The following is a 25394-nucleotide window of genomic DNA, read 5'->3' as shown; positions in this document are numbered from 1 at the left end:
TTTAACTGAGTGAAACCTGAGCACCTTATCACCACGGCGAGCTGACAAAGAGACAGAAGATGAACAAGCGCCGCACCGCCTTTAAGCAAGTCGATCTCACCCGCGCCTGCAAGGGCATGATGGCGGCAGGTCTTCCGGTGGCGCGTGCGGAGATCGAACCGGCGACCGGCAAGATCATCGTCTACACGCTCGAAGCTGCCGCGGTCCAAGACGGGGCTGACCTCGACAAGATGCTGGGGATCTCCAAGTGACGCGCAAGAACCCTTTCCCCGGCGTCTCGCGCCACGTTGACCGCCACGGAAAAGTGCACTGGCGGCTCCGGAAGCGCATCAAGGGCCGCAAGATCGATACCTACCTTTCGGGCCGCTACGGCTCCGCAGAGTTTCGCGCCGCCTATGAGGCCGCGCTGAACCCGGCTCCTGAAGCGCCAAAGACCGCAGGCGATTGGGGCACCTTCGACCACGTCATCACGCACATGAAGGGCAGCCGGAAGTGGCGGGAGGACCTCTCCGCCTCAACCCGCTACGCCAAGGGCAAGCGCCTAGACTGGATACGTTCACTAATCGGCGCCGCCCGTCTGTCGAGCTTCGAAGCGCGCCACCTAGAGAACCTGATGGACCGCAAGGGCGGGCCGGACGCCGCCAATCGGCTGCTGAAGGAGATCTCGGAGATCTTCGACTACGCTGCGAAGAAGCTGGGCTACAACGTCCCGAACCCGACGGGCGGGGTGGAGCCGCACAAAACCCGCAAGGGCGGCTTCCACACCTGGACCGACGACGAGGTGCAGAAGTTCCGGGACGCGCATCCCACTGGTTCCAAGCCCCGGCTGGCGTTCGAGCTGATGCTGGCGACGGGAGCCGCCCGCCAGGACGCTTGCGCCATGGGCCGGCACAACATCAAGGGCGATCACATCTACTACCGGCGCGGCAAGACGGGCCAAGAGACAGAATTGCCGCTGATCTACATGGCGGAATTGGTCGCGGAGATCGTCCAGCTACCGCATGGGTCGAGCCTCTTTCTGACCCACAGCGACGGCAAGCCCTACACCCCGGAGAGCTTCGGCAACTGGTTTGCGGACCAGTGCACGGCAGCCGGCCTTCCCGCCAAGTGCCGCGCGCACGGCCTTCGGAAGCGCGGCGCGACGATCCTGGCCGAGAAGGGTGCAAACGAGCTCCAGATCATGGCCTTCCTCGCCCACCGCAGCACCCGCGAGGCTCTGCGGTACGTGCAGGCGGCGCAGCGTCGGAGACTGGCGGCCGCGGGCATGAAGCTCGCCCACGGCTCGCAGAATGTGTCCAACCTATCCGATTGGTTGGGCAAAACCACCATGCAACAGCATGAAAAGAAAGGGAAATAATGGAGCATTGGCGATCCCGGCAGGATTCGAACCTGCAACCTGCCCCTTAGGAGGGGGCTGCTCTATCCAGTTGAGCCACGGGACCACTGGATCGGTCCTTAGCGCGACGGCAAGGTCTTGTCACCCTTGCACGTGCGGAACGGACGCTGCGCCGTGCTTGAGCGTCCCGTCGATTGCGATAACATCGCCGCAAACCAGAAAGGAATGCCCGGTTGTCCATTGATGAACCCCGCCCGCTGACCCTGCGCGACGTTTCCGAGGCGTCCGGCGTGTCCGAGATGACGGTGTCGCGCGTGCTGCGCAATCGCGGCGATGTCAGCGACGCCACGCGCGAGAAGGTGCTCGAGGCGGCGAAGGCGCTCGGCTACGTGCCCAACAAGATCGCCGGCGCGCTGGCAAGCCAGCGGGTGAATCTGGTGGCGGTCGTCATACCCAGCCTGCGCAACATGGTCTTCCCCGAGGTCATGTCGGGCATCTCGTCGGTGCTGGAACAGACCGACCTGCAGCCCGTCGTCGGCGTCACCGATTACCTTCCGGAAAAGGAAGAGCGGGTGCTGTACGAGATGCTGTCCTGGCGCCCGTCCGGCGTCATCATCGCGGGGCTCGAACACTCCGACGCGTCCAAGGCGATGCTGCGCTCCAGCGGCATTCCGGTGGTCGAGATCATGGACACCGACGGCACGCCGATCGACTGCGCGGTGGGCATCAGCCATCGCCGCGCCGGGCGCGAGATGGCGCGCGCGATCCTCAAGCAGGGCTACCGAAACATCGGCTTCATGGGCACGAAGATGCCGCTGGACCACCGCGCCCGCAAACGCTTCGAGGGTTTTACCGAGGCGCTGGCCAAGGAGGGCGTCGAGGTGATCGACCAGGAATTCTACTCGGGCGGTTCTGCGCTGGCCAAGGGGCGCGAGATGACGCGCGCCATGTTGAAACGCGAGCCCGAGCTGGACTTCCTGTATTATTCCAACGACATGATCGCCGCCGGTGGCCTTCTGGAACTGCTGGACCAAGGCATCGACATCCCCGGCCGGATCGGCCTCGCGGGGTTCAACGGCGTCGAATTGCTGGACGGCCTTCCCCGCGCCATTGCCACCATGGATGCCTGCCGGACCGAGATCGGCACCAAGGCGGCGCAGATCATCGCCCAGCGCGTGGAAGAGCCCGACAGCCCGATCGAAAAGGTGGTCGAGCTGACCCCGCGGATCACCTACGGCGACACGCTGAAACGGCGCTAGGGGCATCGATTCCCGATCCTGATTGGCTTCGAGCGAGGTCCGGCGCCTGCACCGGGCCGCGCAAGCCTCCTGACCGCCACGCTTGCGCCCGTTCGGGCGCCATGCGTCTGACGAAAGGCGGGTATTCGGGCATGGGCCTACTGCTTCGCTGCACTGCGGCATATCTGTCCGTCAACGCAGACAGAGCAAGGACAGCACCATGGCCCACATTACGACCACCGCACCGCATTCCGCCGCCGGCTTCTTCCACGGTCTCGGCAACAGGATCCTGAGCTTCTTGACCGCGATCGCCGAGTCCAACTCGCGCATGCGCGAAGCCGAGCGCCTGAACGCGATGAGCGACGCCGAACTGGCGCGCATCGGTCTGAAGCGCGAAGACATTGCGCGCCACGTGTTCCGCGACATGTACTACGTCTGATCCAAGGATCCGATCGCGGCGCCGGTGGCGCCGTCGCTAGGGCCGCATCCGTTTCGGGCGCGGCCTTTTTCTTTTTGCGGCCGAGATTCGTGATGAGAACCCGCCATTCGTGCGCCACCGGCCATGAAAAAGGCCGCCCCGGCGGGACGGCCCTTTCTCGTTTCTTTCGGGTCTTTCTGCGACCGGATCAGTTTTGGGCGTAGAATTCGATGACCAGGTTCGGTTCCATCACCACCGCGTAGGGCACGTCCGAAAGCGCGGGGGTGCGGGTGAAGGTCGCGGTCATCTTGTTGTGGTCGACCTCGAGGTAATCGGGCACGTCACGCTCGGCCAGTTGCGTCGCCTCGAGCACCGCGGCGATCTGCTTGGACTTCTCGCGCACTTCGATGACGTCGCCTTCCTTGACGCGGTAGGACGGAATGTTGACGCGCTGGCCGTTCACCAGGATGTGGCCGTGGTTCACGAACTGGCGCGCGGCGAAGATCGTGGCGACGAACTTCGCGCGGTAGACCACCGCGTCAAGCCGGCTCTCGAGCAGACCGATGAGGATCTCGCCGGTATCGCCACGCACACGCTCAGCCTCGGCGAAGATGCGGCGGAACTGCTTTTCGGTCAGGTCGCCGTAATGGCCCTTCAGCTTCTGCTTGGCGCGCAGCTGGATGCCGAAGTCGGACAGCTTGCCCTTGCGGCGCTGGCCGTGCTGGCCGGGGCCGTATTCGCGGCGGTTGACCGGCGACTTGGGGCGGCCCCAGATGTTCTCGCCCATGCGGCGGTCGATCTTGTACTTGGCAGAGGTGCGTTTGGTCACCGTCTGATCTCCTTCGTGATGCGGCCGCGCGGGGCGACCATGAGTTGAAGGGCGTTGTCCTCTGCCCGGACCGGAGAACCGGCGACCCGGACTGACAGGCTTCCCCTTGCGGGGGCCACCAACACCAGTGCGCGGCGTTTGCCCCGGCAGCCTGCCCGAGTCAAGTGCGCGCGGGCAGTTGCCGCCAGACCCGCTGCGCTTAATCGCGCATTAAGCCGGGCATGGCACTGTCGCGCAGTGACGGTGAAAGTATGGGAGTTTCTTTGATGCACAGCGCGGACGTGCCGGCCGAAATGAACAGCGCGCTCGACTACGCGGTCAGCCGGCGGGATGCCGGCGTCCTTGCCATGGTGCGCCGCGCCATCGAGTATCGCGAAGTCCTGCTTGCCTTCCAGCCGGTGGTCCAGGCGCAGGCGCCGGACAAGGTCGCCTTCTACGAAGGCCTAGTGCGCGTGCTGGACGAAACGGGCCGCGTGATTCCGGCCCGCGACTTCATTCACGAGGTCGAAACCACCGAACTGGGCCGGCAACTGGACTGCATCGCGCTGCAAAAGGGATTGTCCGAGCTGCGACGCGAACCCTCGCTGCGCCTTTCGATCAACATGTCGGCGCGGTCGATCGGCTATTCGAAGTGGCGTGAGACGCTGGAGCAGGGGCTGGACGCCGACCCGACCGTGGGGGAGCGGCTGATCCTCGAGGTGACCGAGCATTCGGCCATCATCGTGCCGGAACTTCTGATCGACTTCATGAACGCCACGCAATGCCGGGGCGTGTCCTTCGCGATGGACGATTTCGGCTCGGGCTACACCGCGCTGCGGCATTTCAAGGACTTCTACTTTGATCTGTTGAAGATCGACGGACAATTTACCCGCGACATCGCCCGGGATCCCGACAATCAGGTTCTCGTGGCGGCGATCGTCTCCATCGCCGACCAGTTCGACATGTTCACCGTCGCCGAATCGGTGGAAAGCCATGAGGATGCGATCGTGTTGCGGGAACTGGGGCTGACCTGTCTTCAGGGCTTCCACTACGGCGCGCCCAGGGTGACGCCGCCATGGCGGGAATCGGAGGCCCTTCAGACCGCCTGAGAACGGTGAGACACATCGCCTCTTGTCGCGTCGGCACGGCCTGCGATACCCCACGGGCCGAGACGGCCGCTTGCGCCTGCTGGCGAGGCCGACCAAAGTGTCTCGACCGTTGGAGGGATCAGCATGACGAACGTGGTAATCGCAAGCGCCGCACGGACCGCCGTGGGCAGTTTCGGGGGCGCCTTCGCGACCACCCCCGCCCATGACCTCGGCGCCGCCGTGCTCGAAGAGCTGGTCGCCCGCGCCGGCATCGACAAGGCGGACGTTTCCGAGACGATTCTGGGCCAGGTGCTGACCGCCGCACAGGGCCAGAACCCCGCGCGCCAGGCGCATATCAACGCCGGCCTGCCCAAGGAATCGGCCGCCTGGGGCATCAACCAGGTCTGCGGCTCGGGCCTGCGGGCCGTGGCACTGGGTGCGCAGCACATCATGCTGGGCGACGCGCAGATCGTCTGCGCCGGCGGCCAGGAAAGCATGACCCTGTCGCCCCACGCCGCGCATCTGCGTGCCGGCCACAAGATGGGCGACGTCACATATATCGACACGATGATCCGCGACGGGTTGTGGGACGCCTTCAACGGCTACCACATGGGCAACACCGCCGAGAACGTGGCCCAGCAATGGCAGATCAGCCGCGATCAGCAGGACGAGTTCGCGCTGGCCTCGCAGAACAAGGCCGAGGCCGCGCAGACGGCCGGCCGCTTCGACGACGAGATCGTTCCCTTCGTCGTCAAGACCCGCAAGGGCGACATCACCGTCGACAAGGACGAATACATCCGTCACGGCGCCACCATTGAGGGCATGCAGAAACTGCGCCCCGCCTTCGCCAAGGACGGCAGCGTGACCGCCGCCAACGCCAGCGGCCTCAACGACGGCGCCGCCGGCGCCCTGCTGATGTCCGCCGAAGAGGCCGAGAAGCGCGGCATCGAGCCGCTCGCGCGCATCGCTTCCTACGCGACTGCGGGCCTCGACCCGGCGATCATGGGCGTCGGCCCGATCCACGCCTCGCGCAAGGCTTTGGAAAAGGCTGGCTGGAAGGTCGAGGATCTCGACCTCGTCGAGGCGAACGAGGCCTTCGCCGCGCAGGCCTGCGCGGTCAACAAGGACATGGGCTGGGATCCGTCCATCGTGAACGTGAACGGCGGCGCCATCGCCATCGGCCATCCGATCGGCGCATCCGGCGCGCGGATTCTCAACACCTTGCTGTTCGAAATGAAGCGCCGCGGCGCGAAAAAGGGCCTTGCCACCCTTTGCATCGGCGGCGGGATGGGCGTCGCGCTCTGCGTGGAGCGCCCGTAACCCAATCGCACTGCACGGCATGAAAGGGCGCTTCGGCGCCCTTTTTCCTTGCCTCGCGCAAATGCTGCAGCGCAACATTGTTGCGCCACACACGCAATACCGTTAGCAATGTTTTCAATGACCTGAGGAGGAACAGTACATGGCACGTGTTGCACTTGTCACCGGCGGCAGCCGCGGTATCGGCGAAGCGATTTCCAGGCGGCTGAAGGAGGACGGCTACCAGATCGCGGCGACCTATGCCGGCAACGACGAAAAAGCCGCCGCATTCACCGAAGAGACCGGGATCAAGACCTACAAGTGGAACGTGGCCGATTACGACGCCTCGAAAGAGGGGATCGCCAAGGTCGAGGCGGATCTGGGGCCGATCGAGGTTGTCGTCGCCAACGCGGGCATCACCCGCGACGCGCCGTTCCACAAGATGACGCCCGAGCAGTGGAAAGAGGTGATCGACACCAACCTGACGGGCGTCTTCAACACGATTCACCCGATCTGGCCGGGCATGCGCGAGCGGAAGTTCGGGCGGGTCATCGTGATCTCGTCGATCAACGGGCAGAAGGGGCAGTTCGCGCAGGTCAATTATGCCGCGACGAAGGCGGGCGATCTGGGCATCGTGCGCAGCCTGGCCCAGGAGGGCGCGCGCGCGGGGATCACGGCGAACGCGATCTGTCCGGGCTACATCGCGACCGAGATGGTCATGGCGGTGCCCGAGAAGGTCCGCGAGTCGATCATCGCCCAGATCCCGGCCGGGCGGCTGGGCGAGCCCGAGGAGATCGCCCGCTGCGTGGCCTTCCTGGCCTCGGACGATGCGGGCTTCATCAATGGGTCGACGATCTCGGCCAACGGGGCGCAGTTCTTCGCCTGATCGGGTGTCCCACGATGGGACACGGCCGCGGGCACGAGAAATCAATGGGTTACAGAGACGGATTCACGACTTGGTAACCCTTGCCCGCGCGGCGGCCTCCGAGAAGTTGTGCACGCGCGCACCAATTCCGCGCGCGGGCACCAGTTTCTCTGCGTCAGCGCGCGCTCTATATCCATTGCAACGGATAGGAGACGCGCCATGCTGAAACAGATCAACGGCCTGCACCACGTGACCTCGATCGCGAGCGGGGCGCAGGGCAACAACGACTTCTTCACGAAAACGCTCGGGATGCGGCGGGTCAAGAAGACCGTCAACTTCGACGCGCCCGACGTCTATCACCTCTATTACGGCGACGAGCAGGGCACGCCCGGCACCGTCATGACCTACTTCCCGTTCACCGGCGCGCGCCGCGGCCGGTCGGGAGCGGGCGAGGTGTCGACCACCGCGTTCATCGTGCCTAAGGGCGCCCTGCCATACTGGCAGGCGCGGCTGGCGACCTTCGAAGTGCCGGGAATCGAGACAGGCACCCGCTTTGGCGAGAACTTTCTGGCCTTTCGCGGCCCCGATGGGGACGGCTTCGCGCTGGTGGAGACGGACGACGACCGGCCCGGCTGGACCGGAAACGGCGTTCCGGAGGAGGCCGCGATTCGCGGCTTTCACTCGACCGACATGCGGCTGAACGCGCGGGGCGCGGCGGGCACGGCGGAACTGCTGGGCTTCATGGGCTACGAACGCGAGGATTCGCAAGGCAACGTCACCCGGTTCCGCGTGCCGAACGGGAACGCCGCGCAGGTGATCGACATCAGCGAGGTGGACGCGCCCGCGGGCAGCCAGGGCGCGGGCAGCGTGCACCACGTGGCCTTCAGCGTGGACAACCGCGAGAAACAGCTGGAGGTGCGCAAGGCGCTGATGGACACGGGCTACCAAGTGACGCCGGTGATCGACCGAGACTATTTCTGGGCGATCTACTTCCAGACGCCTGGCGGCGTGCTGTTCGAGGTGGCCACGAACGAGCCCGGCTTCGACCGCGACGAGGATACCGCGCATCTGGGCGAGGCGCTGCGCCTGCCCCGGCAGCACGAACACCTGCGCGAGGCGCTGGAACAGCACCTGGAGCCGATCCATGACTGAGTTGCAGAACTACACCTTCGCCGAAACGAAAGGCGAGCCCGGCGCGCCGCTGGTCTTCACCTTCCACGGCACAGGTGGGTCCGAGCGGCAGTTCCACGACTTTCCCCGGCAGGTCCTGCCGGGGGCGCACGTGATCTCGGTCCGTGGCGATGTGTCGGAGATGGGCGCGCTGCGCTACTTCCGCCGCAAGGCGGAAGGCATCTACGACATGGAGGACCTGGCCACGCGCACGACGCGCATGGCGGGCTTCATCGCCGCGCACAAGGCGCGCGTGGGGGCCGATCGTGTCATCGGGCTGGGCTATTCCAACGGCGCGAACATCATGGCCTCGGTTGCGTTCCGGCACCCGGAGCTGTTCACGGACATGGCGCTGCTGCACGCGCTGATCCCGTGGACGCCGGACCCGCAGCCGGGGCTGAAGGGCACGCGGGTGCTGATCACGGCGGGGCAGCGCGACCCGATCTGCCCGGCGCCGCAAACGCAGGAACTGATCGACTGGTTCGATGCGCAGGAATCCGAGGTGTCGGCGCAATGGCATCCGGGCGGGCACGAGATCGCCCAGCCGGAAATCGACGCGCTGGCGCGGTTCATGGCGGGCTGAGGCGCCGCCGCCTTGTCCGGTGGAAGGCGTGTCGGCCGCGCCGAGCGTGACGCGGTCCGACCGCTTTCTGAGGGAGAGGGGCCTTTGAAGGCCCGTGGGGCCCCCGTCTCAGGGGCAATACTGCGCGACCCGTATGCGGGCCGGCCCGATCACGCCTTCGGCGTCAGCGATCCTGTCACGCCGAAGGCGTGAGCCGCGTGATCTCCTCTTTCAGGCGCAACTTGCGCTTCTTGAGGTCGGACAGATGCAAATCGTCAACACTGGGCGCGCGCTGCGCCTCTTCCACGGCCATCGAAAGCGAATGGTGCTTCCGCTTCAGTTCCTGGACATGCGAACTAAGGCTCATGGTATCCTCCATATGGTGTCGAGATCTTCAGTGCACCACAGGAAACCGTTTCTGTCACGCTGCGCCTGCATCATGCGGCGGAAGATTGCTGCGAATTGATGACAACCCTACCGTGTCACGCCGGAAATTTGAGCGCCTCAGCGTTGCGCAGCACGGCCGAGACGGCGGGCGCGTAATCGTCGCCGTCCCGCGCGTGCGAATCGCCCTCGTGCAGAACGAGGCCGGCGTGAAGGCGGAACGCGGCGCGCCCGCCCTTGCGCGCGCGCAGCAGGACCAGCCGCGGGGCCAGGCCTGCGCGCGGAAGCAGCGGCAGCGCCTCTATCGAGCCCAGGCGCGCGGCCAGGGCGGCCAGCGCCTCGGGCAGACGCTCGGCCCGCAGCACGACATGGCAGGTGCCGCCGGGCTTCAGCCGCCGCGCGGCGGTGTCGATCCAGGCGGCCAGCGGCGCGGGCCCGGCCAGCGCGATCTCGCGCCCCGGATCGGGGGCGGGGCTGCGGGTGCCGGGTTCGAAATAGGGCGGGTTGATCAGGACGTGATCGGCGGCGATGGCGCGCAGGTCTGCCGGCGGATCGGTGACGTCGCCGGTGAGGATCGTGCCGACGAGGGCGTTTTCGGCCAGGTTGCGGCGGGCGAGGTGGGCATAACCGGGCTGTAGTTCCAGGCCCGCCAGCGTCAGGCCCGGCACGCGGATCCCGAGGCAGCACAGGGCGGGTGCTGCGCCGCAGCCAAGCTCCAGCGCGGTCTCGCCCGACCGCGCGGGGATGGCGGCGGCCAGCAGCACCGGGTCGATCCCGGCGCGGTAGCCGGCGCGCGGCTGGCGGATGTGAAGTCGCCCGCCCAGGAACGCGTCGCGGGTCAGGTCCTCGTCGGCGAAGGGTTCATGCCTCAAACTGCACGCCCGCCTGCCGCAGCACGCGGCGGGCGCCGTCGATCTGGTCGCGCCGCACCATCAGCCTGCGCGGCAATATGCCGATCGACCCTTCGAGGACGCTCATGTTTACGTCGAACTCGAAGCTGTCTATACCCTCGGCGTCCAGAAGGCTTCTGGCGTACGGGATCAGCGTTATGTCGTTGGTGCGCAAGAGCTCTTCCATGGGTTGGATGTAGGATCAGGGCCCGGCGATTGTCGAGCCTTCGTTGGGGGGCAGGATGAGTTTGGACGACCCGCGCGCAAAGCCGCATGACCGCCTGGCAGCACTGCTGGACACCGAGATGACCGCCGTGAACGCGGTAATCCGCGAGCGCATGGCCTCGCGCCACGCGCCGCGCATCCCCGAGGTGACGGCGCACCTGGTCGAGGCCGGCGGCAAGCGGCTGCGCCCGATGCTGACGCTGGCGGCGGCGCGGCTGTGCGGCTACGAGGGGCCGTACCACGTGCATCTCGCCGCGACGGTCGAGTTTATCCACACCGCGACGCTGCTGCACGACGACGTGGTGGACGAAAGCGGCCAGCGGCGCGGGCGGCCGACGGCGAACCTGCTGTGGGACAACAAGTCGAGCGTGCTGGTGGGCGACTACCTGTTCGCGCGCAGCTTCCAGCTGATGACCGAGACCGGCAACCTGCGCGTGCTGCGCATCCTGTCGGACGCGGCGGCCACGATCGCCGAGGGCGAGGTGCTGCAGCTGACGGCGGCGCAGAACCTGTCCACGACCGAGGACATCTACCGTCAGGTGGTGCGCGGCAAGACGGCGGCGCTGTTCTCGGCCGCGACGGAAGTGGGCGGCGTGATCGCCGACCGCCCCGAGGACGAGGTGCGCACGCTGTTCGACTACGGCGACGCGCTGGGGATCGCCTTCCAGATCGTCGACGACCTGCTGGATTACTGGGGCTCGGACGCGACGGGCAAGAACGTCGGCGACGATTTCCGCGAGCGCAAGCTGACCCTGCCGGTGATCAAGGCCGTGGCCCATGCCGACGAGACCGAGCGCGCGTTCTGGGTGCGGGTGATCGAGAAGGGCGAGCAGCGCGACGACGACCTGCCCCACGCGATCGCGCTGATGGACAAGCACGGCGCGCTGGAAGCGACGCGGGCCGAGGCGCTGAGCTGGTCGGCGCGCGCCAAGGAGGCGATGGGCCGCCTGCCCGAGGGCGAGATCCGGGACCTGCTGATCGACCTGGCCGATTACGTGGTCGCGCGCGTCCACTGACCATCCGGGGCGTGGTCGGGCTTGCACCGAGACGCACCGTTAAGCGTTGCGGTGAGCTCTGCTGCTCTCGCGCGTGCGGAGCGATCCAGCCCCAGGCAACCCTGGAACGGAAGACGCCCTAGCCCAGGGTGCAGGCGGCAGTCCACCAACCGGGATGGCGGGCGGCGATGCGGCCGGCTGCGCGCTCGGCGGCGCCTTGGACCGGATAAAGGCCGAAACAGGTGGCGCCCGAGCCGGACATCCGCGCGAGATCGGCGTCGCGCAGCGCGTCGATCACCTGCGCGATGACCGGCTGCAGGCCGATGGCAGGGGCCTGCAGATCGTTGCGCTGCGCGGCGAGCCAGCCGAGGAACGTCTGCCGGTCGCGCGCGACCGGCATGTCGGTCATCGGCGGGTTTTCCCGCGACGGCAGCGCAGCGAAGACCGGGCCGGTGGGCACCTCGACGCCGGGGTTGACCAGCACCGCCGGCAGCGGCGGCAGGTCCAGCGGGGTCAGCGCCTCGCCGATGCCCTGCATGCGGGCGGCGCGGGCGTACAGGCAGACCGGCAGGTCGGCGCCGAGGACGAGCGGGTCGAAATCCGTACCTCGGCCGGTCAGGGCCTCGAGCGCGCGCAGCGTGGCGGCGGCGTCGGACGATCCGCCGCCGATGCCGGCCGCCGCCGGCAGGTGCTTTTCCAGCGTGATGTGGGCGTGCGTGCCGTGCAGTTCGGCCGCGCGCCAGCACAGGTTGCGCGCATCCGCCGGCACGCCGCCCGCGCGGGGGCCGGTGACCGTCAGGCGCGTTTCGGGCGCGTGGGCGACGGCGATCCGGTCGCCGATGTCGGCGAAGGCCACCAGCGAGTCGAGCAGGTGGTAGCCGTCGTCCCGCCGGCCCGTGACGTGCAGCGCCAGGTTGACCTTGGCCGGCGCGAAGGCCTCAGTTGGCATCCTCGCCCGCGTCGCCGCCGGTCGCGTCGCCCGCCATGCGCAGGGGCGGCGCGCCCTCTTCGACCAGCACCTGGTCCAGCCCGACCTCGAGCTTGCGGCGGATGCGCTCGGCATCGACCTCTTCGGCGGCATCCTCCCAGTCGACGAAGGACAGCGCGCGCTTCCACTGGAATTCCGCCTCGAGTTCGCGGCCAACGGCCCAGTAGACGTCGCCTAGGTGGTCGTTGACCACCGGGTCGACGGGCATCAGCTCGGCCGCGCGCTCCATGTGGCCCACGGCCTCGTCATAGCGGCCGAGGCGGTAGAGCACCCAGCCGAGGCTGTCGACGATGTAGCCGCTGTCGGGCCGCGCGGCGACGGCCCGTTCGATCATGTCCAGCGCCTCGTCCAGCTTCTGCTGCTTCTCGACCAGCGAATAGCCGAGGTAGTTCAGCACCTGCGGCTGCTCGGGGTTGAGTTCCAGCGCGCGGCGGAAATCGGCCTCGGCCTGTTCCCACATGTCCTGACGCTCGTAGGAGATGGCGCGGGCGTAGAACAGGAACCACTGCCGTTCGCCGATCTCGTCGATCCGGTCGATTGCTGCGGTATAGGCGTCGGAGGCCAAGACGAAGCGCTCCTGCTCGCGGTAGAGATCGGCCAGCGTGGAATGCACCACCGCCATGTCGTCATGGCTTTCGCGCAGCGCGTCGAGCACGGCGATAGCCTCGTCGATGCTGCCCTGCCGGCGCAGCGCCTCGGCGCGACCAAGCTCGGCCGCGTGGAAGACCGGGTGGTCGGGCGGCACGGCGGCGTAGGTCTCGATCGCGAGATCGTACTGGCCGAGGCTTTCCAGCAGCTCGGCCGCCAGCAGCATGGCGTCGACGTGATCGGGGCGCAGGTGGTTGGCGACACGCGCGTAGATCAGGGTCAGGTCGGCGTTCTCCTCGCCGGCGAGCGCGCCGGCGAGCGTGTAGAACACCTCGGCCATGCCGTCGCGGGCAGAGCGGACATGCGTGAAGGGAATCTTCTCCTTCGCGGCCAGGCGCGCACGCATCTCGGCCAGCGCGGGATCCAGATCGCCCTCGAAGGTCTCGTCTATGAGGCCCAGCGCCTGGTCGAACCGGTCGAGCTGCGACAGGATCTCGGACCGGGCCATGATGCCGCGCCGGGTGTTGGCCATGCCGCCCGCGCCGCCGGCGCCGAAGATCGCCTCGGCGCTTTCGAAATCGCCGACCGATGCCAGCGCGAGCGCCTTGTGGTAGCCCGCGAAGGCCGACAGGCCCTGCTGGGCCGAGACGTCGTCGAACGCCACCAGCGCCGCCGACATGTCGCCCTGGCCCAGCTGCGCCCAGGCCTCGATCAGACCGTCGGCCAGCGGGCCCAAGCCGCGGCCCTCATCGATGGCCATCAGGACGGCGCTGTAATTCTCGGACTGGGCGTCGCGCGCGACCTGCGCCATCTGCGCCAGCTGGCTTTGCCCGCCCTGTCCGGTCAGCTGGTCGGCCCGTTCCGCCGCCGCGTCGAAGCGGCCGAGCGAGACGTTGGCCAGCACCGCGCGTTCCAGCAGCGACAGGTTCGACGGGTCGTTGTCCACGGCACGGCCGTAATATTCGGCCGCCGCCGCGAGGTCGCCGGTGAAGCTGGCCTGCCGCGCGGCGAGGTAATCGCCGGCCAGACCGTTGGCCGCCGCCGCGGCGGGTCCGATCGCGCCCAGCGCGCAGAACGCCAGAAGCCCCGCCCGGATCGTCTGTCTCATGGTTGGCACGCGTGTCCTCCTGCGCTTGGTGTCGCGTGCGCGATCGTATGCGCGCGGCCGCCGCTTGACAATCGCGCCGGGCCGCACGCTGCGGTCACATGTTCGGGTAGTTCGGCCCGTCGCCGCCCTGCGGGACCGTCCAGACGATGTTCTGGCGCGGGTCCTTGATGTCGCAGGTCTTGCAGTGCACGCAGTTCTGGAAGTTGATCACGAAGCGCGGATCCTTGCCCTCTTCGGTGACAAACTCGTAGACGCCGGCCGGGCAGTAGCGGGCCGAGGGTCCGCCATACTCCGGCAGGTTTACCGCCACCGGCAGGTCCGGGTCCTTCAGCTTGAGGTGCGCCGGCTGGCTTTCCTCGTGGTTGGTGAAGGAATAGCTGACGTTGGTCAGGCGGTCGAAGGACAGCGTGCCGTCGGGCTTGGGGTAGTCGATCGGCTTGAAGTCGGCCGCCTTGCCGGTGGATTCGGCGTCGGTCTTGCCGTGCTTCATCGTGCCGAAGAGCGACCCGTTGAACAGCGAGTTGGTCCACATGTCGAGGCCGCCCAGCGCCAGCGACGCGGTCAGGCCGTATTTCGACCAGAGCGGTTTCACGTTGCGGACGCGCTTGAGGTCCTGGCCGATGGCGCCGTTGCGCACCTCGGTCTCGTAATCGCTCAGCTCGTCGCCCTCGCGGCCCGCGCTCAGCGCGGCATGGGCGGCCTCGGCCGCGGCCTTGCCCGACAGCATGGCGTTGTGGTTGCCCTTGATGCGCGGCACGTTGACCATGCCCACGCCGCAGCCGAGGATCGCCACGCCGGGTGCCACCATCTTGGGCATCGACTGGTAGCCGCCTTCGGAAATGGCGCGGGCGCCGTAGGCGATGCGCTTGCCGCCCTTCAGCAGCTCGGCCACCAGCGGGTGGTGCTTGAAGCGCTGGAATTCCATGTAGGGATAGAGGTGCGGGTTCTCGTAGTTCAGGTGCACCACGAAGCCCACGTAGACCTGGTTGTTGTCCAGGTGGTAGATGAACGACCCGCCGCCGGCATTGCCGTTCAGCGGCCAGCCCATCGTGTGGGTGACGCTGCCGGGCTTGTGCTTGTCGGGGTCGATCTCCCACAGCTCCTTCATCCCGAGGCCGAATTTCTGCGGCTCGTGCCCCTTGGACAGGTCGTATTTCGCCATGACCTCTTTCGTCAGGCTGCCGCGCACGCCCTCGCCGAGGAAGACGTACTTGCCGTGCAGCTCCATGCCCGGCTCGTAGCCCGGCCCCTCGGTGCCGTCGGCGTTGCGGCCGAATTCGCCGGCGACGACGCCCTTCACCCGGTCGCCGTCATAGACCAGTTCGGAACACGACATGCCGGCGAAGACCTCGACGCCCAGCGCCTCGGCCTGCTCGGCCATCCAGCGGCAGACGTTGCCCATCGAGACCACGTAGTTGCCGTGGTTGTTCATCAGCTTCGGCATCGGCCAGTTGGGGATGCGCATCTTGCCGCCCTCGCCCAGCATGTAGAAGCTGTCGTCGGTCACGGGCACGGTCAGCGGCGCACCCTTTTCCTTCCAGTCGGGGATCAGCGCATCCAGCCCGCAGGGATCCAGCACCGCGCCCGAGAAGATGTGCGCGCCGATCTCGGAGCCTTTTTCCAGCAGGACGACGGACAGGTCGGGGTCCAGCTGCTTGAGCCTGATCGCCGCCGACAGGCCGGCCGGCCCGCCGCCGACGATCACCACGTCGTATTCCATCGATTCACGTGTCGGTGCGCTCATCCGCAGCCTCCCGGCGTTTGTGATCCACTTGATATGCGTAGGTAGCGCGGGCGCGCGCTGGGAGCAATCGCGACACGGCGTTACGGCATGCGCGGCAGGGCCTTGCCGGCCGCGCTTGTGCCCTTGCAACCGCCCGGGCCTTGTGAACAGAGTCCGGCCAAACCGCGCCGGACCTCCGGCCGCGGGTTTCGTGCGTTTACGACGACGGGAGCGGAGTCCGATGGAAAAGATGCCGATGACGCGTGCCGGGTTCGCCGCGCTCGAAGCCGAGTTGAAGCACCTCAAGTCCGTGGAACGGCCCTCGGTGATCCAGGCCATCGCCGAGGCGCGCGAGCTGGGCGACCTGAAGGAGAACGCCGAGTATCACTCGGCCCGCGAGAAGCAGGGCTTCATCGAGGGGCGCATCAAGGAGCTGGAAGGCGTGCTGAGCCTTGCGGACGTGATCGACCCCACGAAGCTGTCCGGCCCGGTCAAGTTCGGCGCCACCGTCCGCGTCGTGGACGAGGACACCGACGAGGAAAAGACCTGGCAGATCGTCGGCGAGTACGAGGCCAACATCGACAAGGGCAAGCTGAACGTGAAGTCGCCCATCGCCCGCGCGCTGATCGGCAAGGACGAGGGCGACAGCGTCGAGGTGCGCACCCCGGGCGGCGAGAAGAGCTACGAGATCCTGTCGATCGAATACAAGTAGGGCTGGCCATGTCCGACAAGCCCCAGAACGGCGACCGGTCCCGCGGCCGCGCGCCCGGCCTTTACGATCCCGCGCCGCCGCAGGGCGTGACGGGGATCGAGGTGGTCGGCGCGGTCGCATCGGCGCTGTGGGTGGCGCTGTCGGCGGGTTACGTGCTGATGGTCGGAACCGGCATCCCCGGCGCCGCCGGCTTCGTGCTGGGGCTGATGGTGATCGTGCTGCCGGTGGCGCTGATCTGGGTCTCGGTGCTGGCGGCGCGCGCGGCGCGCACGGTGCGGACCGAAAGCGCCCGCCTGGGGGCCGCGATCGACGCGCTGCGGCAGGCCTACGTGGTGCAGCAGCAGACCGGCCGGACCGAAGCGCTGAACCCCGCGCTGGCGAAGCGGCTGGACGAGATCGCCCGCGCGCAGGCCGCGATGGACGCGCGGCTGACGCTGTTCGCCTCGGCCCATATCGCCGAGGGCGGGCTGGCGCTGGACCCGGTGGCCGAGCCGGAGGCGGCGGACGACGACCAGCAGGCGCTGTCGCTTGGCACCCCGCCCGAGGCGCAGTCGCGCCTGTCGAACGCCGATTTCATCCGCGCGCTGCATTTCCCCGAGACGGCCGAGGATACCGAGGGCTTCGCCGCGCTGCGCCGCGCGCTGCGCGACCGGCAGGCGGCGCACCTGATCCAGGCCGCGCAGGACGTGCTGACCCTGCTGAGCCAGGACGGCATCTACATGGACGACCTGCGCCCCGACATGGCGCGCCCCGAGACGTGGCGCGCCTTCGGCCAGGGCGCGCGCGGGCGTGCCGTCGCGGCGCTGGGGGGCGTCCATGACCGCGCTGCGCTGGCGATGACGGCCGGCCGGATGAAGCAGGACCCGATCTTCCGCGACGCGGTTCATCACTTCCTGCGCCGCTTCGACAAGACCTTCGCCGCGTTCGAGCCGCAGGCCAGCGATTCCGAGATCAACGACTTTGCCGCCACGCGAACCGCGCGCGCCTTCATGCTGCTGGGCCGGGTGGCCGGAACCTTCGACTAGGCCTCCGGCGCAGGCGGCAGGTCCCCAAGGGCAAGCTCGACCCCGCCCAGCGCGTCGATCACCGCCGATGCATCCCGCTGGCCCGTGGCAAGCGCGCTGCGGATGCGTTCGGTGCGGATCACCGGCCAGAGCGCGATCGCGACCACGCGCCCTGCCCCGGTCGAGGCGACGATTGGCACCGGGCCGGCCTGCGCCGCCGCGTCCTGAAGCCGTGCCACGAGATCGGGCGGCACCTGCGCATCGGCGGGAACGGTGACCAGCTGCTCGAACCCTTGCGCGGCGGCCCATTCGAGCCCGGCCAGCACGCCGGCCAGAAGGCCCGGACGTTCGGGGTAAAGGTCGCGCAGCACCGGAAGCGTCGTGTCCACGTCCGCGTTCGAATGGACCGCGAGCACGCTGACCTGTGGCGCGAGCGCCGCGCAGACGGCATCGACGTCGCCCGCCGCGTCCAGCACGAGGCCGGCCGGCGGGATCATCGGCGGTGGCTGCGGCGCGGGGCGGTCACGGACATTTGCACTTTCCCCCGGGCTGGCCTACGGATCGCGCACCGGGTGGACATCCGGCCGGAAACCGGGCGCAGGATCGGGTCTACAGATGGCATCGCAGGAAGTGAAGACCGGCTTCGCCCGGGGCGTGCGGGACGGGTTGCCGTTCCTGGCCGTGGTGGTTCCCTTCGCCATGCTGTTCGGCGTGCTGGCGACCGAGGCCGGGCTGAACGTGTTCGAGACGCTGTCCTTCTCGGTCGTGGTGATCGCCGGTGCGGCGCAGTTCACAGCGCTGCAGCTGATGACCGACAACGCGCCGGTGATCGTGGTGCTGGCCTCGGCGCTGGCGGTGAACCTGCGAATGGCGATGTATTCCGCCTCGATCACGCCACATTTGGGCCGCCTGCCGCTGTGGAAGCGGATCGTGGTCGCCTACTTCCTGGTCGACCAGACCTATGCCGCCTCGCTCATCGATTACGAGGCGCGGCCCGATCAGAGCCTGACCGAGAAGTGGGCCTATTTCCTGGGCGTGCTGACGCCGATCTGCCTGCCGTGGTACGTCGCGACGGTGGTGGGCGCCCTGGCGGGGGAATCCATCCCGACGAACATGGGCCTCGACTTCGTGCTGCCGATCGCCTTCCTGGCGATGATCGGCCCGGCGCTGCGCACCACCGCGCACCGGATCGCGGCGCTGGTGGCCATCGTGGCCGCGCTGTCGCTGGCCTGGATGCCGTACAACCTGGGCCTCATCGTCTCGGCGCTGCTGGGCATGATGGCGGGCGCCGAGGCCGAGCGCCGGGGGTATTTCGAATGAGCACCGGGACGGGCATCGACACGGCCACGCTGTGGTTCGTGATCCTGGCGCTGGGAGCGGGGTCGTTCGGGCTGCGCTTCGTCTTCCTGGGGCTGATCGGCGACCGGCCGCTGCCCGACTGGCTGCTGCGCCACCTGCGCTACACCGCGGTGTCGGTGCTGCCGGCGCTGGTCGCGCCGCTGGTGCTGTGGCCGCGCGCCACGGGCGGCGAGCCCGACCCGGTGCGGCTGGCCGCCGCCTTCGTCACGCTGGGCGTGGCCTATGTCTGGAAGAACGTCCTGGCGGGAATGGCGTCGGGCGCGTTGATCCTGGTGGCCGGAAGCTACTGGTTCGGCTGAGCCGCTTCCAGCGCGGCGATGGCGCGCGCCTTGTCGTCGGAATCGTCCTCGCGCAGCACGCGTTCCTGCACGCCCGGCAGGCGGGCGAAGCGGTTGGCGAGCGTGTTGGGGAACAGCGTGCTGCCGACGCTCTCGAAGCCCGGCAACTGGCGCAGGATGCGCGCGGTGGCGCTGGTGCATTGCGTGGCGCCGACGGGTCCGTTCGCCTGAGCCAGGCGCATGGCGCGGTCGGCCACGCCGGAGGGCACCAACACCGTCTGGATGCGCACGCGGTAGGTGTTGCGGGCATGGGCGCTTTCGTAGATCTCGCGCACCTTGGGCGTGATGCCGTACAGCACGTCGTCGATTTCCGGCGCGGACGGCATGTCGACCGACCCCGAGGGGTCGAAGATCACCCGCTGCGAAGGAGCGTTGATCAGCAGCGAGGTATGCGCGCCGCTGCCCGTGTTGTTGTCGACCATCGTGTAGAGCGTCAGCTCGGCCGGGCCGTCATCGCGATAGGCCGCGCGGGCCACTTCCTCGGGCGAGTGGTTGGGGCCGCTGTCGATGTTGGCGCAGGCTCCGAGCGCGGCAAGCAGGCACACCGCCGCCGCGACGCGGAGCGCCGTCATCGGCGCCTGCACGGGCAGGACCATCAGGCCCCGAAGAGGGCCAGGAAGAGCAGCACGACGATGATCGCGATCGAGGTGCGCACCACGTAGCGCATGAACCCTTCGAAGGTCTTCTGATGCTGCGTGATGTCCATCGAACCGTGCTTGTGTTCGGCCATGTCGGTGTTCCCGTTCGTTACGTGTCGAGGCGTGCTAGCGCATTTGTCACGCGCTGTCACCGCCGGCAATAGCGCAGAATTGTCGCGGTCGGCGCGCCCTGTGGCCGGCGTGCCATCAGATCGCCTCGAACAGCCAGGCGCCGTCCGCGCCCTCGGTGCGGCGGGCGCGGCCCTCGTGCCACAGGTGCAGGCAATGCGCGACGGCTTCGACCATCGCCAGCCCGTACTCGGCCGCGCCGATGCGGCGCTTGAACAGCGGGGCGAAGCACTCGCCGGCGGTGCGCGGCTGCGACAGGTGCGCGTGCAGGCGGGCGAGCGCGCCGTGGTGGTTGTCGATCAACTGGCCCATGCGCGCGGGCAGGCCGGTGAAGGGCAGCTTGTGCCCGCCCAGCACAAGCTGGTCGTCGCGCGCGAGCGTGGCCAGCCGCTCGCACGCTTCCAGCCAGTCGGCCACCGGATCGGCCTCGGGCTCGGTCGCGTAGACGCCGATGTTGGAACTGATCGAGGGCAGCATCTGGTCGCCCGCAAGGACGAGATTGCAGTCGCGGCTCCAGAACGTGGCGTGTTCGGGGGCGTGGCCATTGCCCATGTGCACGTCCCATGTGCGCCCGCCCATGCGGATCGTGTCGCCCTGCCGGATGCGCGAGAAGCCCAGCGGCATCGGCCAGACGACGTCGGCGAAGTTGAAGGGCCGCTCGTCGAGCCGTTGCGCGAGGATACCGGCGTCCATGCCGCAGCGCTTCCAGAAGGCGACGGTTTCGGGCGCGGGGCGGTCCTGCGCGTCCAGCGTCAGCATCCGCGCGAACAGCCACGCGGTGCGCGTGGTGACAAGCTCGGCGCCGTGCTCGGACTGGAACCAGCCGGCAAGGCCGACGTGGTCGGGATGGTGATGGGTGACGATCACCCGGCCCACGGGCTTGCCCGCCAGCGGGCCGGACAGGAGCCTGTCCCAGATCGCGCGGCTGCGGCGGGTGGAAAAGCCGGTGTCGACGATGGTCCAGCTGTCACCCTCGTCCAGCGCGTAGACGTTGACGTGGTCCAGCTTCATCGGCAGCGGCAGGCGCAGCCACAGCACACCCGGCGCGACCTCGACCGCCTCGCCCTCGGCGGGCGGCGTGTCCCACGGGTAGCGGATCGGAACGGTGCCGCCGTCCATCATGCGGCGAGATCGTCGGGCGACAGGGCCATGACCGTGTCGGACGCGGCGCGCGCCTGGGCGCAGAGGCCGGTGTGCTCGGGCAGCATGCGGGTGATGTAGAAGGCGGCGAGCCGCGCCTCGGGGCCGTCGGGGCGCGCCATCGCGGCCTTGAGATGGAAGTATCCCCCCAGCACGCGGGCGAAGGCGCGCAGGTAGGCCACCGCACCGGCCTGCCGGTCGGCGGCATCGCGGGCGACCAGCGCCTCGGTCGTCTCGCGCAGGGTTTCGGCCGCCTGCCAGACGGGTTCGGCCAGCGTCGGGTGGTCGTGGCGCACCGATTCGGCGCAGGCCTCGATCTCGTCCAGCAGGGCGAAGGCGGCCTCGCCCCCGTCGGCCAGCTTGCGGCCGACGAGGTCCATCGCCTGGATGCCGTTGGTGCCCTCGTAGATCGCGGTGACGCGCACGTCGCGCAGGAACTGGGCCGCGCCGGTCTCCTCGATATAGCCCATGCCGCCGTGCACCTGGATGCCCAGCTGGCTGACGGCGATGCCGGTGTCGGTGCCGAAGGCCTTGGCGATGGGCGTCAGCAGCGCCGCGCGCGCGGCCCATTCCGCATCGCCGGTGGCGGTCTGCATGTCGATGGCGACGGCGCAGGCCAACGCGATCGAGCGGGCGGTGAAGGTCTCGGCCCGCATCTCGGCCAGCATGCGGCGCACGTCGGCGTGCCCGTCGATCGTGCCGGTGGGCGACTTGCCCTGCTTGCGCTCGGCCGCCCAGGCGATGGCGGCCTGCGCCGCGGCCTCGGCCACGCCGACGCCCTGCGCGCCGACGCCGAGCCGCGCGTTGTTCATCATGGTGAACATGGCGCGCATGCCGCCCTGTTCCGGCCCGACCAGCCAACCAGTCGCGCCCTCATAGCTCATGACGCAGGTGGGGCAGCCATGGGTGCCCATCTTCTTTTCCAGGCTGACGACGCGCAGATCGTTGCGCGTACCCGGGTTGCCGTCGGCGTCGGGAATGAACTTCGGGACGAGGAACAGGCTGATGCCCTTGGTGCCCGCGGGCGCGCCGGGGATGCGCGCCAGCACTAGGTGGCAGACATTGTCCGCCATGTCGTGGTCGCCCCAGGTGATGTAGATCTTTTGGCCGGTGATGGCGTAGGTGCCGTCGCCGTTGTCTTCGGCCCTGGTGCTGAGCGCGCCCACGTCCGAGCCCGCCTGCGGTTCGGTCAGGTTCATCGTGCCGGCCCACTCGCCCGAGATCAGCCTGGGCAGGTACAGGTCCTTGATCGCGTCGGAGGCGTGATGCTCAAGTGCCTCGATCTGGCCCTGCGTCATCAGCGTGCCGGTCTGCAAGGACATGTTGGCGGCGCTCATCATCTCGTTCACCGCCGTCGTCAGCGTGATCGGCAGGCCCATGCCGCCATGCGCCGGATCGGCGGACGAGCTGACCCAGCCGCCCTCGGCGATGGCGCGGTAGGCATCCTTGAACCCCGGCGCCGTGCGCACGACGCCGTTTTCCAGCACCGCCGGGTTCTGGTCGCCCACGCGGTTGGTGGGCGCGATCACGTCCTCGCACAGGCGGCCGGCCTCGGCCATGACGGCCTGCACGGTCTCGGAGCCCGCCTCGGCGAAGCGGCCGGTGCGGGCGACATCGTCGTAGCCGACGACGTGGTCGAGGATCAGCTGGAAGGACTCGAGCGGCGCGCGGTAGGGCATAGAGGCTCCATCGTCTTGGCAAGACTTGACCGGATTGATAGCAAAGCACGGCATTGCAATGCTATGACGACGTCGCCCGCCTGCAAACAAAACGCGGCGTCACGAAAACCGGAGCGCGCCCTTGGCCGGACCCGTCACCCAGATCCTGTGTGCCGACGAGGCCGGCCTTGCCGAGGCCGGCCGGATGCTGCGCGCCGGGCAGCTTGTCGCCTTCCCGACAGAGACCGTCTACGGGCTTGGCGCCGATGCCGGCAACGACCGGGCGGTGGCGTCGATCTTCGACGCCAAGGGGCGGCCACGCTTCAACCCGCTGATCGTGCACCTGCCGGACATCGAGGCGGTGCAGGCGCTGGTGGAATGGTCCGGCGTGGCGCAGGCCGTGGCCGAGGCGTTCTGGCCCGGCCCGCTGACGCTGGTCCTGCCGATGCGGCCCGAGGCGCGGATCTCAAAGCTGGCGACCGCGGGGCTGGACACGCTGGCGGTGCGGGTGCCCGCAGCCCCCGTGGCGCGCGACGTGCTGCGCGCGGCCGGCCGGCCGATCGCGGCGCCCTCGGCCAACCCCTCGGGCAAAATGAGCCCCACCTCGGCCGAGCACGTGGTGCGGGGGCTGGGAAACCGCGTGGCGGCGGTGATCGACGGCGGGCGCTGCACCGTGGGCGTCGAATCGACGATCCTGGGGCTGGCGGGCCGGCCGACCCTGCTGCGCCCCGGAGGCATCACCGAGGACGCACTGGCCGAGGTGCTGGGCCGGCGCCCCGCCGCGCGCAAGGGCGAGGCGATCTCGGCCCCCGGTCAGTTGCGGTCGCATTACGCGCCGGGCGCGCGGGTGCGCCTGAACGCGGCCGAGTGGCACGCGGGCGAGGCGCGGCTGGGCTTCGGCGACGTGGAAAGCGACCTGAACCTTTCGCCAAACGGCGACCTGACCGAGGCGGCGGCGAACCTGTTCGAGTACCTGCACCGGCTGGACGTGGAGAATCCCGACGTCATCGCGATCTCGCCGATCCCGCACCTGGGGCTGGGCGTGGCAATCAACGACCGGCTGAGCCGCGCCGCCGCCGACAGGTAGGCGCGCCTTCGGACCTGTGCGCCTGCCCTCCGGAGAATCCTGCACGCGTACGCTCCCGTTAGCCTGTACGCGCGTCCGCCCTCGGTAGATTCCAGGCGCGTTCGCCCTCGGAAGAGTCTAAGCGCGCCCGCCCTCGGACGACAGCGCCAGCGCCGCGACCCCCAGCGTCTCGAGCGCGGCTTCCCACTTCTCGGCGTTCGGCAGATCGAAGATCAGCCGGTTCGAGCCGTCGCAGACCAGCCAGGCGTTCTGCATCAGCTCGGCCTCGAGCTGGCCCGGCCCCCATCCGGCATAGCCCAGCGCCATCATCCAGGCCGATGGCCCGCGCCCATGACCGATATCTTCCAGCACGTCCAGCGTGGCGGTCATGTGCAGATCGCCCGTGACCTCGAGCGTCGCGCTTTCGGTCGCATAATCCGCCGAATGCAGCACGAATCCACGGCCCAGCTCGACCGGGCCGCCGAAATGCACCGGGCGGCTGGACAGGTCTGCCGAGGCGTCGATGTCGAGCTGCGCCAGCAGCGTCGGCATGTCGAGATCGATGTTGGCCTTGTTGACCATAAGGCCCATCGCGCCCTCGGCCGAATGTTCGCAGAGCAGCACGACCGCGTGTTCGAAACGCGGATCGCCCATGCCCGGCATGGCGATCAGCATCCGCCCGGTCAGCATGGCGGGCTCGGCGCCCTTTTTGGTGGCTTCGGGTTGGGTCATCGGAAAAAGAATGGCGACGCCGGGGGGGCTGTGCAAGGGGGTGTCGCCATGACGCCGCGGCCAGGCCGCGCTTTGCCTCATCGCTGCAAAGTGACTTTTCATTTCAATCCCCCGCCTGCATCTGGGGACCATGCTTCGCCTCATCTCCCTTGCCCTGTGCCTTGCCCTGACCGCCCTGCCGCTTCGGGCGGAGTCGCTGGATTCCGTGGTTTCGGCCGAATTGCGGCCCGGCTGGCGGCTGCCCGACGGCAGCCACATGGCCGCGCTGCATCTTCGCCTCGCGCCCGGGTGGAAGACCTACTGGCGCAGCCCCGGGGCCGCCGGCATCCCGCCGCTGTTCCGCTGGTCCGGCTCGGGCCCCGAGGTCGCGGGCGTGTCGGTGATCTGGCCCACGCCTTACGTGTTCCACCAGTCGGGCCTGCGCTCGGTCGGCTACAGGAACGAGGTCGTCCTGCCTCTGCGGGTGCGGCTGCGCGACGCCGACGCCGATGCGCAGCTTGCGGGCACGGTCGAGCTGGGCATCTGCAAGGACATCTGCATGCCGCACGAGGTTCGCGTCTCGGCCACCCTGCCGGCGGCGGCGCGCGCCCCGGATCCACGCATCGCCGCGGCGCTGGCCGACCAGCCGCTGACCCATGCCGAGGCCGGCGTTCGCCAGGTGCGGTGCAGCGTGGCGCCTGTGCGCGGGGGCATCGCGCTGCGCGCGACGCTGGACGTGCCGCGTCCCGGCGGCGCGGTCGAGACGGTGATCGAGACCGCCGACCCCGAAGTGTGGGTCGCCGAGCCCGAGAGCCGGTGGGAAGACGGTGCGCTGGTGGCCGAAGCCGAGATGCGCCACATCGACGGCGGCGCGTTCGCGGTCGACCGCTCGGCCGTGCGCATCACCGTGCTGCGCGACGGGCAGGCGATCGACGTGATGGGCTGCTCGGGCTGACG

29 protein-coding genes and 1 tRNA gene are annotated in these 25394 nt (G+C 68.6%); 16 read left to right on the top strand and 14 right to left on the bottom strand.

The window, feature by feature from the left end:
* Window positions 1–59: 59 nt before the first annotated feature.
* Both BLW27_RS06540 and BLW27_RS06535 read left to right on the top strand, forming a co-directional pair.
* Window positions 60–251: a hypothetical protein gene (locus BLW27_RS06540; RefSeq protein WP_089881158.1), complete on the top strand. Its 192-nt coding sequence runs from the start codon at window positions 60–62 to the stop codon at window positions 249–251.
* On the top strand, window positions 248–1357 hold the full coding sequence (locus BLW27_RS06535) for a tyrosine-type recombinase/integrase (RefSeq protein WP_089881155.1): 1110 nt from the start codon (window positions 248–250) through the stop codon (window positions 1355–1357). Before BLW27_RS06540 ends, BLW27_RS06535 begins: the two co-directional genes overlap by 4 nt.
* 8 nt (window positions 1358–1365) lie before the next feature.
* Here the strand turns inward: BLW27_RS06535 and BLW27_RS06530 are convergent.
* Window positions 1366–1442 (bottom strand) — tRNA-Arg (locus BLW27_RS06530).
* Between the two features lie 127 nt (window positions 1443–1569).
* Here BLW27_RS06530 and BLW27_RS06525 point away from each other — a divergent pair.
* The gene (locus tag BLW27_RS06525; protein ID WP_089881151.1) at window positions 1570–2595 is read left to right on the top strand and encodes a LacI family DNA-binding transcriptional regulator; all 1026 of its coding nucleotides are present in this window, start codon (window positions 1570–1572) and stop codon (window positions 2593–2595) included.
* A gap of 199 nt (window positions 2596–2794) precedes the next feature.
* Window positions 2795–3013, top strand: a complete 219-nt coding sequence (locus BLW27_RS06520; RefSeq protein WP_089881149.1) for a DUF1127 domain-containing protein — start codon at window positions 2795–2797, stop codon at window positions 3011–3013.
* A gap of 187 nt (window positions 3014–3200) precedes the next feature.
* Here BLW27_RS06520 and rpsD read toward each other — a convergent pair whose 3' ends face one another.
* Window positions 3201–3821 (bottom strand): 30S ribosomal protein S4, encoded by a 621-nt coding sequence (gene rpsD / locus BLW27_RS06515; protein WP_089881147.1) that lies wholly within the window; start codon window positions 3819–3821, stop codon window positions 3201–3203.
* A gap of 266 nt (window positions 3822–4087) precedes the next feature.
* On the opposite strand from rpsD, the gene BLW27_RS06510 reads away from it, so the two are divergent.
* The 5 genes from BLW27_RS06510 to BLW27_RS06490 all read left to right on the top strand — a co-directional run bounded on the left by BLW27_RS06510 (window position 4088) and on the right by BLW27_RS06490 (window position 8802).
* Window positions 4088–4909: an EAL domain-containing protein gene (locus tag BLW27_RS06510; protein WP_245710798.1), complete on the top strand. Its 822-nt coding sequence runs from the start codon at window positions 4088–4090 to the stop codon at window positions 4907–4909.
* 123 nt (window positions 4910–5032) lie between these two features.
* Complete coding sequence (locus BLW27_RS06505) at window positions 5033–6208, top strand: acetyl-CoA C-acetyltransferase (protein WP_089881143.1); 1176 nt, start codon at window positions 5033–5035, stop codon at window positions 6206–6208.
* Between the two features lie 139 nt (window positions 6209–6347).
* Window positions 6348–7070, top strand: coding sequence for an acetoacetyl-CoA reductase (phbB, locus tag BLW27_RS06500; protein WP_089881140.1), 723 nt, complete (start codon window positions 6348–6350; stop codon window positions 7068–7070).
* A 198-nt stretch (window positions 7071–7268) separates the two neighbouring features.
* On the top strand, window positions 7269–8201 hold the full coding sequence (locus tag BLW27_RS06495) for a VOC family protein (protein ID WP_089881137.1): 933 nt from the start codon (window positions 7269–7271) through the stop codon (window positions 8199–8201).
* Window positions 8194–8802 (top strand): alpha/beta hydrolase, encoded by a 609-nt coding sequence (locus BLW27_RS06490; RefSeq protein WP_089881134.1) that lies wholly within the window; start codon window positions 8194–8196, stop codon window positions 8800–8802. The genes BLW27_RS06495 and BLW27_RS06490 overlap by 8 nt, the downstream gene beginning before the upstream one ends.
* Before the next feature lie 175 nt (window positions 8803–8977).
* Here the strand turns inward: BLW27_RS06490 and BLW27_RS06485 are convergent, their stop codons facing one another.
* The 3 genes from BLW27_RS06485 to BLW27_RS06475 form a co-directional block, all read right to left on the bottom strand.
* Window positions 8978–9148 carry a YdcH family protein gene (locus tag BLW27_RS06485; RefSeq protein ID WP_089881896.1) on the bottom strand — a complete coding sequence of 57 codons (171 nt, stop codon included), beginning with the start codon at window positions 9146–9148 and terminating at the stop codon, window positions 8978–8980.
* Between the two features lie 115 nt (window positions 9149–9263).
* Entirely contained in the window at window positions 9264–10037 is a 774-nt protein-coding gene (locus BLW27_RS06480) for a tRNA1(Val) (adenine(37)-N6)-methyltransferase (protein WP_089881131.1), read from the bottom strand.
* Window positions 10027–10242, bottom strand: a complete 216-nt coding sequence (locus tag BLW27_RS06475; RefSeq protein WP_089881129.1) for a putative signal transducing protein — start codon at window positions 10240–10242, stop codon at window positions 10027–10029. Before BLW27_RS06475 ends, BLW27_RS06480 begins: the two co-directional genes overlap by 11 nt.
* Window positions 10243–10297: 55 nt before the next feature.
* On the opposite strand from BLW27_RS06475, the gene BLW27_RS06470 reads away from it, so the two are divergent.
* A complete protein-coding gene (locus BLW27_RS06470; RefSeq protein WP_089881125.1) occupies window positions 10298–11296 on the top strand; it encodes a polyprenyl synthetase family protein in 999 nt (332 codons plus the stop codon).
* Between the two features lie 118 nt (window positions 11297–11414).
* On the opposite strand, the gene BLW27_RS06465 is transcribed toward BLW27_RS06470, so the two are convergent.
* The 3 genes from BLW27_RS06465 to BLW27_RS06455 form a co-directional block, all read right to left on the bottom strand.
* Entirely contained in the window at window positions 11415–12224 is an 810-nt protein-coding gene (locus BLW27_RS06465) for a 4-(cytidine 5'-diphospho)-2-C-methyl-D-erythritol kinase (protein WP_089881123.1), read from the bottom strand.
* Window positions 12214–13959 carry a tetratricopeptide repeat protein gene (locus BLW27_RS06460; protein ID WP_089881120.1) on the bottom strand — a complete coding sequence of 582 codons (1746 nt, stop codon included), beginning with the start codon at window positions 13957–13959 and terminating at the stop codon, window positions 12214–12216. The genes BLW27_RS06465 and BLW27_RS06460 overlap by 11 nt, the downstream gene beginning before the upstream one ends.
* Window positions 13960–14053: 94 nt before the next feature.
* Complete coding sequence (locus tag BLW27_RS06455) at window positions 14054–15703, bottom strand: electron transfer flavoprotein-ubiquinone oxidoreductase (protein WP_089881116.1); 1650 nt, start codon at window positions 15701–15703, stop codon at window positions 14054–14056.
* 220 nt (window positions 15704–15923) lie between these two features.
* Here BLW27_RS06455 and greA point away from each other — a divergent pair, with 220 nt between their 5' ends.
* Both greA and BLW27_RS06445 read left to right on the top strand, forming a co-directional pair.
* Entirely contained in the window at window positions 15924–16394 is a 471-nt protein-coding gene (gene greA / locus BLW27_RS06450) for a transcription elongation factor GreA (RefSeq protein WP_089881112.1), read from the top strand.
* An 8-nt stretch (window positions 16395–16402) separates the two neighbouring features.
* Complete coding sequence (locus tag BLW27_RS06445; RefSeq protein WP_089881109.1) at window positions 16403–17419, top strand: hypothetical protein; 1017 nt, start codon at window positions 16403–16405, stop codon at window positions 17417–17419.
* Here the strand turns inward: BLW27_RS06445 and BLW27_RS06440 are convergent.
* Window positions 17416–17895: a glycosyltransferase family protein gene (locus BLW27_RS06440; RefSeq protein ID WP_089881106.1), complete on the bottom strand. Its 480-nt coding sequence runs from the start codon at window positions 17893–17895 to the stop codon at window positions 17416–17418. The genes BLW27_RS06445 and BLW27_RS06440 overlap by 4 nt on opposite strands.
* A gap of 118 nt (window positions 17896–18013) precedes the next feature.
* Between BLW27_RS06440 and BLW27_RS06435 the strand changes: the two genes are divergently transcribed.
* Together BLW27_RS06435 and BLW27_RS06430 are read left to right on the top strand one after the other, a co-directional pair.
* Window positions 18014–18718 (top strand): AzlC family ABC transporter permease, encoded by a 705-nt coding sequence (locus BLW27_RS06435; RefSeq protein ID WP_089881103.1) that lies wholly within the window; start codon window positions 18014–18016, stop codon window positions 18716–18718.
* A complete protein-coding gene (locus BLW27_RS06430) occupies window positions 18715–19056 on the top strand; it encodes an AzlD domain-containing protein (RefSeq protein WP_089881100.1) in 342 nt (113 codons plus the stop codon). The genes BLW27_RS06435 and BLW27_RS06430 overlap by 4 nt, the downstream gene beginning before the upstream one ends.
* Here BLW27_RS06430 and BLW27_RS06425 read toward each other — a convergent pair.
* The 4 genes from BLW27_RS06425 to BLW27_RS06410 form a co-directional block, all read right to left on the bottom strand.
* The gene (locus tag BLW27_RS06425) at window positions 19041–19667 is read right to left on the bottom strand and encodes a hypothetical protein (RefSeq protein WP_245710797.1); all 627 of its coding nucleotides are present in this window, start codon (window positions 19665–19667) and stop codon (window positions 19041–19043) included. The genes BLW27_RS06430 and BLW27_RS06425 overlap by 16 nt on opposite strands.
* Window positions 19668–19690: 23 nt before the next feature.
* Window positions 19691–19825 (bottom strand): aa3-type cytochrome c oxidase subunit IV, encoded by a 135-nt coding sequence (locus BLW27_RS06420; RefSeq protein ID WP_089881098.1) that lies wholly within the window; start codon window positions 19823–19825, stop codon window positions 19691–19693.
* 115 nt (window positions 19826–19940) lie between these two features.
* Window positions 19941–20984: an MBL fold metallo-hydrolase gene (locus tag BLW27_RS06415; RefSeq protein WP_089881095.1), complete on the bottom strand. Its 1044-nt coding sequence runs from the start codon at window positions 20982–20984 to the stop codon at window positions 19941–19943.
* Window positions 20981–22681: an acyl-CoA dehydrogenase gene (locus BLW27_RS06410; RefSeq protein ID WP_089881092.1), complete on the bottom strand. Its 1701-nt coding sequence runs from the start codon at window positions 22679–22681 to the stop codon at window positions 20981–20983. The genes BLW27_RS06415 and BLW27_RS06410 overlap by 4 nt, the downstream gene beginning before the upstream one ends.
* A gap of 121 nt (window positions 22682–22802) precedes the next feature.
* Between BLW27_RS06410 and BLW27_RS06405 the strand changes: the two genes are divergently transcribed.
* The gene (locus BLW27_RS06405; RefSeq protein ID WP_089881088.1) at window positions 22803–23747 is read left to right on the top strand and encodes an L-threonylcarbamoyladenylate synthase; all 945 of its coding nucleotides are present in this window, start codon (window positions 22803–22805) and stop codon (window positions 23745–23747) included.
* 117 nt (window positions 23748–23864) lie between these two features.
* Here the strand turns inward: BLW27_RS06405 and BLW27_RS06400 are convergent, their stop codons facing one another.
* The gene (locus tag BLW27_RS06400; protein ID WP_089881892.1) at window positions 23865–24458 is read right to left on the bottom strand and encodes a YqgE/AlgH family protein; all 594 of its coding nucleotides are present in this window, start codon (window positions 24456–24458) and stop codon (window positions 23865–23867) included.
* A gap of 130 nt (window positions 24459–24588) precedes the next feature.
* Here BLW27_RS06400 and BLW27_RS06395 point away from each other — a divergent pair, with 130 nt between their 5' ends.
* Window positions 24589–25392 carry a protein-disulfide reductase DsbD domain-containing protein gene (locus BLW27_RS06395; RefSeq protein ID WP_089881085.1) on the top strand — a complete coding sequence of 268 codons (804 nt, stop codon included), beginning with the start codon at window positions 24589–24591 and terminating at the stop codon, window positions 25390–25392.
* Window positions 25393–25394 lie beyond the last annotated feature (2 nt).

This window comes from Citreimonas salinaria, assembly GCF_900107235.1.
Taxonomy (GTDB): domain Bacteria; phylum Pseudomonadota; class Alphaproteobacteria; order Rhodobacterales; family Rhodobacteraceae; genus Citreimonas; species Citreimonas salinaria.
Note: the sequence above shows the minus strand (reverse complement) of the source record. Positions and strands in the feature narration are given on the sequence as shown.

Coding starts and splice junctions, on each gene's coding strand:
- BLW27_RS06425 (WP_245710797.1), bottom strand. CDS start 19,667: ATGACGGCGCTCCGCGTCGCGGCGGCGGTGTGCCTGCTTGCCGCGCTC.
- BLW27_RS06490 (WP_089881134.1), top strand. CDS start 8,194: ATGACTGAGTTGCAGAACTACACCTTCGCCGAAACGAAAGGCGAGCCC.
- BLW27_RS06430 (WP_089881100.1), top strand. CDS start 18,715: ATGAGCACCGGGACGGGCATCGACACGGCCACGCTGTGGTTCGTGATC.
- BLW27_RS06395 (WP_089881085.1), top strand. CDS start 24,589: ATGCTTCGCCTCATCTCCCTTGCCCTGTGCCTTGCCCTGACCGCCCTG.
- BLW27_RS06410 (WP_089881092.1), bottom strand. CDS start 22,681: ATGCCCTACCGCGCGCCGCTCGAGTCCTTCCAGCTGATCCTCGACCAC.
- BLW27_RS06465 (WP_089881123.1), bottom strand. CDS start 12,224: ATGCCAACTGAGGCCTTCGCGCCGGCCAAGGTCAACCTGGCGCTGCAC.
- BLW27_RS06510 (WP_245710798.1), top strand. CDS start 4,088: ATGCACAGCGCGGACGTGCCGGCCGAAATGAACAGCGCGCTCGACTAC.
- BLW27_RS06455 (WP_089881116.1), bottom strand. CDS start 15,703: ATGAGCGCACCGACACGTGAATCGATGGAATACGACGTGGTGATCGTC.
- greA (WP_089881112.1), top strand. CDS start 15,924: ATGGAAAAGATGCCGATGACGCGTGCCGGGTTCGCCGCGCTCGAAGCC.
- BLW27_RS06445 (WP_089881109.1), top strand. CDS start 16,403: ATGTCCGACAAGCCCCAGAACGGCGACCGGTCCCGCGGCCGCGCGCCC.
- BLW27_RS06475 (WP_089881129.1), bottom strand. CDS start 10,242: ATGGAAGAGCTCTTGCGCACCAACGACATAACGCTGATCCCGTACGCC.
- BLW27_RS06540 (WP_089881158.1), top strand. CDS start 60: ATGAACAAGCGCCGCACCGCCTTTAAGCAAGTCGATCTCACCCGCGCC.
- BLW27_RS06505 (WP_089881143.1), top strand. CDS start 5,033: ATGACGAACGTGGTAATCGCAAGCGCCGCACGGACCGCCGTGGGCAGT.
- BLW27_RS06435 (WP_089881103.1), top strand. CDS start 18,014: ATGGCATCGCAGGAAGTGAAGACCGGCTTCGCCCGGGGCGTGCGGGAC.
- BLW27_RS06520 (WP_089881149.1), top strand. CDS start 2,795: ATGGCCCACATTACGACCACCGCACCGCATTCCGCCGCCGGCTTCTTC.
- BLW27_RS06400 (WP_089881892.1), bottom strand. CDS start 24,458: ATGACCCAACCCGAAGCCACCAAAAAGGGCGCCGAGCCCGCCATGCTG.
- BLW27_RS06495 (WP_089881137.1), top strand. CDS start 7,269: ATGCTGAAACAGATCAACGGCCTGCACCACGTGACCTCGATCGCGAGC.
- BLW27_RS06470 (WP_089881125.1), top strand. CDS start 10,298: ATGAGTTTGGACGACCCGCGCGCAAAGCCGCATGACCGCCTGGCAGCA.
- BLW27_RS06460 (WP_089881120.1), bottom strand. CDS start 13,959: ATGAGACAGACGATCCGGGCGGGGCTTCTGGCGTTCTGCGCGCTGGGC.
- BLW27_RS06415 (WP_089881095.1), bottom strand. CDS start 20,984: ATGATGGACGGCGGCACCGTTCCGATCCGCTACCCGTGGGACACGCCG.
- phbB (WP_089881140.1), top strand. CDS start 6,348: ATGGCACGTGTTGCACTTGTCACCGGCGGCAGCCGCGGTATCGGCGAA.
- BLW27_RS06420 (WP_089881098.1), bottom strand. CDS start 19,825: ATGGCCGAACACAAGCACGGTTCGATGGACATCACGCAGCATCAGAAG.
- BLW27_RS06440 (WP_089881106.1), bottom strand. CDS start 17,895: ATGATCCCGCCGGCCGGCCTCGTGCTGGACGCGGCGGGCGACGTCGAT.
- BLW27_RS06485 (WP_089881896.1), bottom strand. CDS start 9,148: ATGAGCCTTAGTTCGCATGTCCAGGAACTGAAGCGGAAGCACCATTCG.